The organism is Acinetobacter sp. GG23 (assembly GCF_057766365.1).
The window spans coordinates 83,548-95,253 of the sequence record NZ_JBYMDJ010000007.1 but is presented as its reverse complement, the minus strand read 5'-3'; the positions used below and the strand labels follow the sequence as shown (position 1 = coordinate 95,253).

The window sequence follows — 11,706 nt, the reverse complement described above, 5'->3', positions numbered from 1 at the left end:
TAAAAAAGTAGCCCCAAAGTACTTTGGCTGAATACGCGCAGTAAAGTTGAACTGGTGAATTATGATGATCAAGCTGAGAGTGAATTAATTCCCTTATTAGATGAACATATCTTAAAAGCTGACTTTCGCTATGAACCTCAATGGCAACAAGGAGATATTGTATTCTGGGACAATCGGATCACCCTACATTCACGATGCCTTTTCCCCTCCAATCAACCTTGCTTACTCAAACGCATCAGTCTTGCAGGAGATCGTCCTTTCTAAAAATAATGTAAATAAAAATAATAAAAAATCAGTTTTTAAAATCTTGAAATGACAATAACTGAGATTCGAGAGGTTCAAAATTTTTATTCTGCACGTTTAACCTTATAAATTATTCAATTCAATATTTCAGCAGACTTCACCTTCCAGCTTACTGCCCTTGGCCGGTTGCCATATGCATCTATATTGTAGTTTTAAAACTGTAATCATTATTCAGGATAAGGAGTCAGAGCATCGCGATTCCAAAGGTAAGCATAATAAAAATAAAATGTAATCCATGGCTGCCGGCAAAGGCATTTTATATAAAGAACATCATCCTAAAGACTTCCCCAACCCTAGATGTACTGGATATGGTTCAGCTTTAAGTGAATTCATCCATTACCGTAAAATGACGAAAGTACACTCTGAGGTACTTACTGAATCCAATATTTGCTGTATAGAAAATTAATAATATAGACAGTGAAAAAATCCAAACGCGGTTAAAATACAGTCAAGAATATCTATCTAATAATTTCGGCATTATTATAAAAGAGAGCAATCATGAATGAAAAAAATGAATGTTATAAATGTATGGTTTGTGGAAAACATTTTCCGTTAAAAAGTCTCATCCCGATGGGTACAATACGTAAAGTCATTACCGAAGAGATTTCACAGGATTTTCCAGAATGGTCACCTCATAGTTATATTTGTCAGGCAGATTTAACCAAGTATCGAATTCAGTATGTTCACTCATTATTAAAGTCCGAAAGAGGTGAAGTAACTGATCTTGAGTATGAAGTGATTAACAGTATGCGACAGCAGGAACTGATCACACAAAATGTTGAAACCAAGCTAGATCAAAACTGGTCTTTTGGCGAAAAACTGGCAGATAAAATTGCGTCTTTTGGCGGAAGCTGGTCTTTTTTGATTTGTTTTGCTATTTTTTTAGCCATTTGGATTATTGTGAATACCGTAGTTATGGTTTCACGTCCTGCCGATCCTTATCCTTTTATCCTGTTAAATTTAATCCTGTCCTGCATAGCAGCTATTCAGGCACCAGTGATTATGATGAGCCAAAATAGACAGGAAGCAAAAGACAGATTGCGTTCACAAAATGATTATCAAATTAACTTAAAAGCCGAACTTGAAATTCAACATTTGCATGAAAAATTAGATCATCTGTTAATGCATCAGTGGGATAGACTGGCTCAAATACAAGAGATACAGCTCGATTTATTATCTGAGATGAGCAAAAAGCATTAAGAGTTTATGCCTATTGTCATTTAATATCTAACAAACTGGGTGGAATTAATTTTCCAGTGGGTTAGTGCAAACCATAAAATTGAGTAGAAATGACTAACAGAGTGGATAAGTTCTGATTCAGTAGGTTCATTTTATAATTATCAAAATTTTGCTTGATATTTTCTATAAAAAAACCCGCAAGCTCACTTACGGGTTTTCAATCTTGGGATTAAGTCTGGCTTAGAACAAACGGTTCATACCATTCAATGTTGCTACACGATAGGCTTCCGCCATGGTCGGATAGTTAAATGTCGTTTCAACAAAATATTTAATCGTGTTGTTACCACTGTTCATGACTGCCTGACCAATGTGAATAATTTCCGAAGCATTATTACCAAAGCAATGCACCCCTAAAACTTCCAGAGTGTCACGATGGAATAGAATCTTCAATTCGCCTACAGTGTCTCCCGTAATTTGCGCACGTGCCAAATGACGGAAAGATGCCTGACCCACTTCATAAGGAATCTTTTCTTCAGTCAATTGTTGTTCTGTCTTACCAATTGATGAAATTTCCGGAATGGTATAAATACCTGTCGGAATATCCTTTACCGGTTTAACATTTTCTTCACCGCTCATGTTTGAACCAGCGCAACGACCTTGGTCATAAGCAGCAGAAGCAAGCGATGGCCAACCAATCACATCCCCGGCAGCGTAGATATTTTCCACTTCTGTCTGGTACTGATCATTCACCGTTAATTGGCCACGGCTGTTTGGTTTAATCCCTACATTTTCAAGACCTAAGCCATCGGTATTACCCGAACGGCCGTTACACCATAAAATGGCATCGGCTTTAATTTTCTTACCACTTTGCAAATGCATGACCACGTGATCATCGAAAGTTTCAAGATGATCCAATTGTTCATTGTGACGAATCAATACACCCTGCTCACGTAAACGGTAAGACAGCGCATCAGAAATTTCATCATCCAAGTAGCTGAGTAATTTATGCTGTGTATTGATCAAATCAACTTTATGGTCTAGACCAATAAAGATCGATGCATATTCACAGCCAATAACACCGGCCCCATAAATGATAATTTTTTGGATTGAGAAATCCAGCTCCAAAATTTTGTCTGAATCAAATACACGTGGATGATTAAAATCAAGCGCCGCCGGGCGGTATGGACGCGAACCTGTCGCAATCACCAGCTGTTGAAAAATAATGGTTTCTTTAATCCCATCATCACTGAAAATCAGTGCGGTATTTTTATCTTGAATATATGCACGACCATGATAAATATCAATTTTATTGCGATCGTAAAAACGAGAGTGGGTTTCAACCTGTTGCTGAATCACTTTATGGGCATTACGCAATACCTGTTTCATGGTGAACTGTTTCCAGTCGCCCACTTTCTGGAACATCGGGTCACGCTGGTAACGTAAAATGCTCGATACCGTTTGACGTAATGCTTTACTTGGAATGGTTCCTACATGCGTACAGTTACCACCTAACTGCTCACGTATATCAACAATTGCAACACGCTTGCCAGATTTGGCAAGTTTCATTGCCGCGCCTTCACCCGCAGGGCCTGAACCGAGAACTACCGCATCGTACTTGACGAAAGTTCCACTAACGACCTCTTTCTTACGTGGCATTCAACGCTCCTATTTAATCCTAGTCTATCTTCGCTATATTATGACGTAATTGGTAGCAATTTGCTGTATTTACCTCACATATATTAAATGATGACTACATTTATTAAATGAATATGCTTTTTGCCCCATTTAGATTCAAGTCCGTTATAATAAAAGCGCTATCATGGCTAGTATCTCCCCCGTCAAAAACAGTGGAAAAGTTGAATATGTCTGAAAACCGTAAACCAGAACAGGGTGTCAAACTTCGTGGCGCAGAGAAGGTCGCTCGTATTCCTGTAAAAGTTATCCCTACGGTTGAAACGCCACGCAAACCGGATTGGATTCGTGTAAAAATGGCGGCTCCTGAAGAAGTTCAGCGCATTAAGACCACCTTACGCGCACAAAAACTACATACTGTTTGTGAAGAAGCTGCTTGTCCTAACCTGCCAGAATGTTTTGGTGGCGGTACAGCAACCTTTATGATCATGGGTGATATCTGTACTCGTCGTTGTCCATTCTGTGATGTTGCACATGGTCGTCCAAATGCACTTGATCCGGATGAACCCCGTCATATGGCAGAAACAATTTCCAATCTTGGTCTGAAATATGCCGTGATTACCTCTGTTGACCGTGATGACCTTCGCGATGGCGGTGCTCAGCACTTTGTCGATTGCATTAAAGAAGCACGTGAGTTAAGCCCGAAAACCTTACTTGAAATTCTGGTTCCAGATTTCCGTGGTCGTATGGATGTTGCATTACGCATTATGACGGAATGCCCGCCAGACGTATTCAACCACAACATTGAAACTGTGCCACGTTTGTATAAAGCGATGCGTCCAGGTTCCGACTATCAGCATTCATTAGACCTGCTAAAAATGTTTAAAGAATACTGCCCTGACGTTCCAACCAAATGTGGTTTGATGGTCGGTCTGGGTGAAACTGAAGAAGAAGTATTGGCTCTACTTGATGATTTGCGTGCACATGATGTCGACTACATCACCATCGGTCAGTATTTACAGCCTTCTAAACAGCATGCACCGATTGACCGCTTCGTAACACCGGAAGAATTTGAACGCTATACCGCACATGGTCAAAAACTCGGTTTCAGAAATATCTGGGCTGCACCGATGGTTCGTTCAAGCTACTTTGCTGACCGTCAATATTATGGCGAACCGGTTCCAGCAGTACGTCGTAAAGCCGATCCTGCCAAGAAAATTGCGGTACAAACCATTGAAGCTTAATTGATTCTACATAAAAAATTAGTCTGATGTATTAATGCCAATCTTATCCATTTAGATTGGCATTTTTTTAAGATTGTAAAATGCCCAGATATACCCCCCCCTATTCAAATAGAGGATTTTTTAAAATATTATAGATAAAAAGCTATAGATTAAGCAGCTTTACTCGGTACACCACTATGAAAGCGGAATAAATCATCCGGACTTAAAATCAGATTCTTTTCAACTTCACGAAAGTGCGCAATACGCTGCTGAATATCTTCTTTAGGGTTTTTTAACTTTGAGGTTTGAGCGACATCCAAGGCCAAGGCCAAATAATCCTCAAAATGCCGTGATTCAGACTTCAGAAGATAGCGGTAATATTTACCCAAATCTTCATCTACAAGCGGTGCGAGCGCATAGAAACGTTCACAGGAACGTGCTTCTACAAAAGCACCAATAATCATAATGTCGATTAAAGCTTCAGGCTCATACGTCCTTACTTCTTTACGCAGGCCACCTGCATAACGACCGGCACTAATTGATTGCCACTCCTGTCCGCGCTTGGTCATCAGTTCAAGTACTTGTTCATAGTGCAACATTTCTTCACGCACCAACTGTGCCAATTTAATCTGCAAATCGGTAAAAAAGGTGTAGCGAAACATTAGGTTCATGGCTGTACCTGCTGCTTTTTTTTCACAATTGGCATGATCCTGCATGAGTAACTCGAGGTTATTCATTGCTTCATCCAACCATGCTTGAGGAGTTTCACATCCCAAAAAGCCCAAAACGGGCTTCATGAGATCATCATAGTTTATTGACGACATAATTCTGAAAACTTATCTTGCTGCTTTAATCACAGCTTTCATTTGTTGAACGGCTTGAGCTAAACCAATAAATACGGCATCGGCAATAATGGAGTGACCAATATTGAGTTCATGAATTTGCGGGATTTTTGCAATTGGCGTGACATTTTCAAGGTTTAAACCATGCCCTGCATTCACCAGTAAACCTTTAGATGCCGCATATTCTGCACCTTGAGCAATACGCTCAAGTTCGTGCTGTTGTGCTTCTGGTGTTTTTGCATCTGCGTAAGCACCGGTATGAATTTCAATAGTAGGCGCACCACAGGCAATTGCAGCATCAATTTGTGCAATATCGGCATCAATGAACAGAGATACTTCACAACCAATGGCTGTTAAGGCTTGGGTTGCAGCTTTGACCTCTTCAAAATATCCCAAAACATCCAGACCACCCTCAGTAGTCACTTCCTGGCGTTTTTCTGGAACAAAACAAATATGATGCGGCTTGATTTCTTTGGCAAATTCAACCATTTCTGGGGTTACCGCCATTTCCAGGTTCATATGTGTTTTCAACAACGGACGCATACGACGCACATCATCATCTTGAATATGGCGACGGTCTTCGCGCAAATGCAAAGTTATCCCTTCTGCGCCGGCTTGTTCACAAATCAATGCAGCATTGACTGGATCTGGATAAGTAGTTCCACGCGCCTGTCGCAATGTCGCCACATGGTCAATATTTACACCAAGCAAAGCAGCCATAACAATTTCCTAACCATGATTAAAAATTAAGATTTAGATTGAGTATTTTGAACCCACAATTGACGGCTTTTCAGCGGCCGGTCTCCCAACAGAGAAGTAATCATCTGCCGGTACAGTTGCGCCAACAATTGTAACTGCTCCGAGTTAAAATCCCTACCCTTTTCATAATCGAGCATCGACAGAATATGCTGTCCCAATAAAGTTGAGCGTGACTGTTGGGCTGTCGGAATAAAACCCTCATTGAGCTGAAATATATAGTGCTGGGCTTCTTGAATCTCATGCTGCTGGGCATCAATACTAAAATCGAGTGCATAACCAAGCTCTTCTAACAGGGCATGCTCAAACTGACGCAAAATTTGTCTGAGAAACAGATGAGGGTTTTCGTGCTGTGCCAATTGCTGTAGTTGTTGCAAGGTCAGATGATATTGCACAAAAGTCTGCGGCATTTCGACTTCAACTGGACACAAACGAAGAATAAGTTCATTCAAATAGAAACCAGAAAAGAAGGCATCGCCAAAGAAAAAAACCGGCTGATTGACAATTTCAAGTTTAGTGAAATTTTTAAGATCCGATTTTCCTGAAGCTTGCAAGCAAATCGGTTGATATTGCGGAGGTGGCGTTTGTCTCAATATCCCATCAACACGGCCATGCTCCTGCGTAAACAAATGCACGATATGACTGCGCTCACGGTATTTACGGTGATGGATTAAATAACCATGCAATTCTTCATTTCGCATGAATAATCAAATCTAGTCTTTTTTCTTTTTAGAGTTTGTTTCGTCATCATCCCCATCAGGAATGACGGCACCTACCACGGCTGCAGTGCCTTTAACCACGCCCTTGGTAGTTTTATAAGCGACTTTTACAGGGACAGTGACAAGTTTATGAATACAGCCTTGCAGGAATAAAACACATGCTATAACTGCCAATACTTTGATCATCACTATTCCCTATAAAAGAGTTACTTATCTATGTGCTTAGATATCGCTATAACCTAAACTTTTCAATGCGCGTTCGTCATCAGACCAACCGCCTTTTACTTTAACCCAAAGTGTCAACATGATCTTTTGTTCAAACATTTTTTCCATATCGGCACGCGCATCCATACCGATTTTTTTCAGCTTCGCACCTTTTTCACCAATTACAATGGCTTTCTGGCCTTGGCGATCAACAAAAATAGTCGCATCAATATAGGTACATGCTGGTTTTGGACGACCGGTTTTCTCATGAACAGTTGCATCTTCAGTCTTGAATGACTCAATCTGCACGGTTAAATCATACGGCAGTTCCTCACCTAACTGACGCATAATCTTTTCACGAATCACTTCAGAAGCAAGGAAACGCTCTGAACGGTCAGTAATTTGATCTAGCGCATATAAAGGTGGCTGGAACGGCAAGTAACGTTCAATTGTGTCACGTAAATGATCTAAATTCGCACCACGAAGTGCAGAAACCGGAACAATTTCGGCAAAATTCATTAATTTTGCGCGTTCTTGAATCAACGGTAGTGCATGGTTTTTATTTTCAAGTGTATCAATTTTATTGATGACCAGAATTACTGGCATTTCAGCATTCTTCAGTTTTTCCAAAACGAGCTCATCATTTTGAGTCCATTTATCAGCATCCAGAACAAACAATACCAAGTTGACATCACGCAATGCCGAACTTGCTGCACGGTTCATCATTTTATTGATGGCACGGACTTCTTTTTTATGCATCCCTGGCGTATCAACAAATACGGCCTGAGATTTTTCACGCGTATCAATACCGACAATCTTGTGACGAGTCGTTTGTGGCTTACGTGAAGTAATGGAAAGTTTTTGACCTAAAATATGGTTCATTAACGTAGATTTACCCACGTTTGGACGTCCAACAATAGCTACAAATCCGCTTTTAAAATCTGCAGGAATAGTTGTGCCTTGTGAACTGAAAAATTCATTAACCAGGTCATTGCCGTTGCTTTGCGGCTCGTGATCAGCATCGATGTGATCAGAATGTGTAGTCATGCAGATTACTGCTCCAATTGTTTTAAAATATCTGCCGCTACTGCTTGCTCAGCAAAGCGACGACTGGATCCTTCACCGTACAATACAGGCAAACCCTCGATAATACATTCCACTTTGAAATGCTGATTCGGGGCATCGCCTTGAATATCTACAACATCGTAAACAGGGAGAGGCTTTTTACGGGCTTGTAAATATTCTTGTAAGCGTGATTTTGGATCTTTGAGTTGGTCTGTAGGCTCAATATGGTCTAAATATGGTACGTACCATTTAAGTACAATCTCTTGCAAGATTTTTAAATCATTGCAGTCGACATAAATTGCACCAATAATCGCTTCTACAGTATCAGCAAGAATAGATTCTCGATGATGTCCACCCGATTTCAACTCACCTGTGCTTAAGATTAAACACGGACCAAGTTTCAGATCGTTTGCAATTTTGCCTAACGCCTCTTGACGAACCAATGTGGCACGCATACGCGTTAAACGTCCTTCATTTTCATGCGGATAGGCTTGATACAAATAATGGGCAATAATCATCCCTAATAACGAATCGCCTAAAAACTCCAGACGCTCGTAGTTAGATTTATGACTCACCGATCGGTGTGTCAGTGCAAGCCGTAATAATTCTGGCTGTTTAAACTGGTAACCGATACGGCTAACCAAGTGCATATCACTTGGTTTGGACTGACCTTTGATCAAAACTTTTCTCGAACTTTAATACTAAATCTATATTGAGTAAGAATGGCTTTCTTACCTCATACTCTTTTTTCACTTGTAGCCCATCGATATTGACGACTTTTGCAACATCTTTAAACTTGATATCACGTATACCATTCATATCAAAACGCTGCCCCATCTGTTTTTCAAATTCAGAAGGTGCAATGTTTTTTGGACTACTTTTCATTAATTCCGTAATCTGATTATCGATCATTCGATCATCTACGTACGGCCCCCAAACTGCAATAACAATTTTTACTAAAAATGCAAAACCAATAATTGCAATCAAAATTGCAATATAAGACGCACCTTGTTGATTTTTACGCATTTTTTATTTTCCGTTCATGCTTAATCAATTTTACCGTTACGATTAAATGACGGCAATTTAAAACCAGGCTCTTTATGCATCCAGATATAGAATGCACGACCTGTTAAGTTTTCTTCCGGTACAAAACCCCAAAAACGACTGTCAGCACTTTGATCACGATTATCCCCCATCGCGAAGTAATGACCTTGTGGAACTTTGACTTCCCAATATAAACCATTTTCAGCCGAGTATTTGCCATTTTCAACATAATTAATAAATGGTGCTTGGCGTGCAACATTTACACCTTCAAGCTCACGCATTTTAAAGGTATGGTTGCCTAAGGTTTCTTTATAATAAATAGATGTTGGGGTATCTAAGATATCTTTTTCACGGCTAAATTCCACTGGAACTTTAGCGACTTTTTTCCCGTTAATGGATAACTGTCCGTGATCATAAACAATGTGATCGCCTGGCAAGCCCACCACACGCTTAATATAACTAATCGTTGGTTGCGGTGGGTAACGGAATACAATCACATCACCACGTTCTGGCTCACCGACGTCAATCACTTTGGTATTTACGATAGGCAATCGCATTCCATAAGTAAATTTGTTGACCAGAATAAAATCGCCAGTTTCTAAAGTCGGCACCATCGAATCTGAAGGAATATTAAAAGGCTCATATAAAAATGAACGTAAAATCAGGACAACAGCCAAAACCGGCCAGAAATCATAAGCCCATGTAATAATGAAATTTTCATTACCCTTGCCTCGTGTTTGTCTTTGCTTCAAGACAAACTTATCCAACAACCACAACAAAAAGAAAATTAGCGTCGCTGGTACAAGGATTAAATTAAAATCAAAATCCATGGGCTTATATCCTCAATTTTATTATCTTTCTACTTTCAATACAGCCAAGAACGCTTCTTGCGGGATTTCAACACTGCCCACTTGTTTCATGCGTTTCTTACCTTCTTTTTGCTTCGATAACAGTTTCTTCTTACGTGAAACGTCACCGCCATAGCATTTCGCTAATACGTTTTTACGCATCGCTTTTACGGTTGAGCGCGCAATAATTTGTGCGCCAATCGCCGCTTGAATTGCAACATCAAACATCTGACGTGGAATCAGCTCTTTCATTTTTTCGACCAGCGCAATACCACGATGACGTGCATCATTACGATGAACAATCATCGCCAATGCATCAACTTTTTCACCGTTAATCAGTACATCTACTTTGACCAAAGACGAGCTTTCAAAACGTACAAAGTTATAATCGAGCGAGGCAAAACCGCGTGAACATGATTTTAAACGGTCAAAGAAGTCCATCACCACTTCAGCCAATGGAATTTCAAAAGTCAGCGATACTTGCTTACCCAAGAATTTCATTTCCTTTTGCACACCACGGCGCTCAACACATAAAGTCATGACGTTACCCAAGTATTCTTGAGGAACCAGAATATGACATTCAGCAATCGGCTCACGTAAATCTTCAACCGTTGAACCATCAGGCATTTTCGATGGACTGTCGATGTAAATGGTTTCACCATTTTTCATTAACGATTCATAAATTACCGTTGGTGCAGAGCTGATCAGGTCTAAATCATATTCACGCTCTAAACGCTCTTGCACAATTTCCATGTGCAACATGCCTAAAAAGCCACAACGGAAACCAAAACCTAAGGCATCTGAACTTTCTGGTTCAAAAAACAATGCTGAATCATTAATTTGTAATTTATGCAGCGCTTCACGGAATGGTTCAAAATCGCTGGCATCAATCGGGAATAGGCCCGCATATACCTGCGGTTTAACTTTTTTGAAACCAGGTAAAATAGCAACATCTGGGGTCGTAGACAAAGTAATGGTATCGCCCACTGGCGCACCAAAAATATCTTTAATCCCGGCAATAACAAAGCCCACTTCACCCGCTTCTAACTCGCCTGTTTCAGTGTGTTTTGGATTAAAAATACCGACTGAGGTCACAATATGGGTCTGTCCGGTCGATTTGACCAGCATTTTATCGCCCTTACGGATACGGCCATGTTTGATACGAACCAGCGAGACCACGCCCAAATAATTATCGAACCAAGAATCGACAATCAAGGCTTGCAATGCTGCTTCACGATCGCCGACTGGTGGCGGAATCACATTCACTAAGGTTTCTAAAACGCCCTCAACACCTAGACCTGTTTTTGCAGAACATGTAGGTGCTTCTGTTGCCTCAATTCCGATAATATCTTCAATTTCTTGAATTACACGCTCAGGTTCAGCTTGAGGTAAATCAATCTTGTTTAAAATCGGAAGCACTTCAAGCCCTTGTTCAAGAGCGGTATAACAGTTGGCTACTGATTGAGCCTCTACACCTTGTGCAGCATCAACCACCAGCAAAGCACCTTCACAGGCAGCAAGAGAGCGAGAAACTTCGTATGAAAAATCCACATGTCCTGGGGTATCAATGAAATTCAATTGATATTCTTCACCATTGGGATGGGTATAATAAAGCGTTACCGAAGTCGCTTTAATTGTAATTCCACGTTCGCGCTCAATCTCCATAGAGTCAAGGACTTGCGCTTGCATTTCGCGAGCTTGTAGACCACCACAGGTTTGAATGAACCGATCTGCAAGCGTCGACTTACCATGATCGATATGTGCAATAATCGAAAAATTTCGTATATTATTGATATTAACTGACTTTTTAGCAACTGCCATAAACTACTCTAAATCAAAACACACAATCACATACTTGAATGAACAAAGTATTTATGACGTGCAAAAAAGG

Annotated in this window: 13 protein-coding genes and 1 pseudogene; 4 read left to right on the top strand and 10 right to left on the bottom strand. The window is 40.3% G+C overall.

The window, feature by feature from the left end:
* Positions 1-3: 3 nt before the first annotated feature.
* The 3 genes and pseudogenes from AC3CAU_RS12195 to AC3CAU_RS12185 form a co-directional block, all read left to right on the top strand.
* Positions 4-264, top strand: a pseudogene (locus tag AC3CAU_RS12195) (TauD/TfdA dioxygenase family protein); the annotation flags it as partial.
* A 274-nt stretch (positions 265-538) separates the two neighbouring features.
* The gene (locus AC3CAU_RS12190; RefSeq protein ID WP_488368493.1) at positions 539-709 is read left to right on the top strand and encodes a hypothetical protein; all 171 of its coding nucleotides are present in this window, start codon (positions 539-541) and stop codon (positions 707-709) included.
* Positions 710-801: 92 nt separating this feature from the next.
* Positions 802-1,503: a DUF1003 domain-containing protein gene (locus tag AC3CAU_RS12185; RefSeq protein ID WP_447053377.1), complete on the top strand. Its 702-nt coding sequence runs from the start codon at positions 802-804 to the stop codon at positions 1,501-1,503.
* Between the two features lie 219 nt (positions 1,504-1,722).
* Here the strand turns inward: AC3CAU_RS12185 and sthA are convergent, their stop codons facing one another.
* The gene (gene sthA / locus AC3CAU_RS12180) at positions 1,723-3,138 is read right to left on the bottom strand and encodes a Si-specific NAD(P)(+) transhydrogenase (RefSeq protein WP_131214795.1); all 1,416 of its coding nucleotides are present in this window, start codon (positions 3,136-3,138) and stop codon (positions 1,723-1,725) included.
* A gap of 206 nt (positions 3,139-3,344) precedes the next feature.
* On the opposite strand from sthA, the gene lipA reads away from it, so the two are divergent.
* Positions 3,345-4,358 carry a lipoyl synthase gene (gene lipA, locus AC3CAU_RS12175; RefSeq protein ID WP_131214797.1) on the top strand — a complete coding sequence of 338 codons (1,014 nt, stop codon included), beginning with the start codon at positions 3,345-3,347 and terminating at the stop codon, positions 4,356-4,358.
* A gap of 149 nt (positions 4,359-4,507) precedes the next feature.
* Here lipA and AC3CAU_RS12170 read toward each other — a convergent pair whose 3' ends face one another.
* From AC3CAU_RS12170 to lepA, 9 genes are read right to left on the bottom strand one after another with little or no spacing between them, the layout of a single operon-like run.
* Positions 4,508-5,161: a MiaE family protein gene (locus AC3CAU_RS12170; RefSeq protein ID WP_131214798.1), complete on the bottom strand. Its 654-nt coding sequence runs from the start codon at positions 5,159-5,161 to the stop codon at positions 4,508-4,510.
* Between the two features lie 12 nt (positions 5,162-5,173).
* Complete coding sequence (gene pdxJ / locus AC3CAU_RS12165; RefSeq protein WP_131214800.1) at positions 5,174-5,899, bottom strand: pyridoxine 5'-phosphate synthase; 726 nt, start codon at positions 5,897-5,899, stop codon at positions 5,174-5,176.
* Positions 5,900-5,925: 26 nt separating this feature from the next.
* Complete coding sequence (gene recO / locus AC3CAU_RS12160; protein ID WP_131214802.1) at positions 5,926-6,636, bottom strand: DNA repair protein RecO; 711 nt, start codon at positions 6,634-6,636, stop codon at positions 5,926-5,928.
* A gap of 12 nt (positions 6,637-6,648) precedes the next feature.
* Positions 6,649-6,840 (bottom strand): NF038104 family lipoprotein, encoded by a 192-nt coding sequence (locus AC3CAU_RS12155; protein WP_131214804.1) that lies wholly within the window; start codon positions 6,838-6,840, stop codon positions 6,649-6,651.
* Positions 6,841-6,876: 36 nt separating this feature from the next.
* Positions 6,877-7,905: a GTPase Era gene (era, locus tag AC3CAU_RS12150; RefSeq protein ID WP_131214806.1), complete on the bottom strand. Its 1,029-nt coding sequence runs from the start codon at positions 7,903-7,905 to the stop codon at positions 6,877-6,879.
* A 5-nt stretch (positions 7,906-7,910) separates the two neighbouring features.
* Positions 7,911-8,603, bottom strand: coding sequence for a ribonuclease III (rnc, locus tag AC3CAU_RS12145; RefSeq protein WP_131214808.1), 693 nt, complete (start codon positions 8,601-8,603; stop codon positions 7,911-7,913).
* Positions 8,575-8,949, bottom strand: a complete 375-nt coding sequence (locus AC3CAU_RS12140) for a DUF4845 domain-containing protein (protein WP_447053378.1) — start codon at positions 8,947-8,949, stop codon at positions 8,575-8,577. The genes rnc and AC3CAU_RS12140 overlap by 29 nt, the downstream gene beginning before the upstream one ends.
* A gap of 20 nt (positions 8,950-8,969) precedes the next feature.
* Positions 8,970-9,797 carry a signal peptidase I gene (lepB, locus tag AC3CAU_RS12135; RefSeq protein ID WP_447053379.1) on the bottom strand — a complete coding sequence of 276 codons (828 nt, stop codon included), beginning with the start codon at positions 9,795-9,797 and terminating at the stop codon, positions 8,970-8,972.
* Between the two features lie 21 nt (positions 9,798-9,818).
* Positions 9,819-11,636 (bottom strand): translation elongation factor 4, encoded by a 1,818-nt coding sequence (lepA, locus tag AC3CAU_RS12130; RefSeq protein WP_424619465.1) that lies wholly within the window; start codon positions 11,634-11,636, stop codon positions 9,819-9,821.
* Positions 11,637-11,706 lie beyond the last annotated feature (70 nt).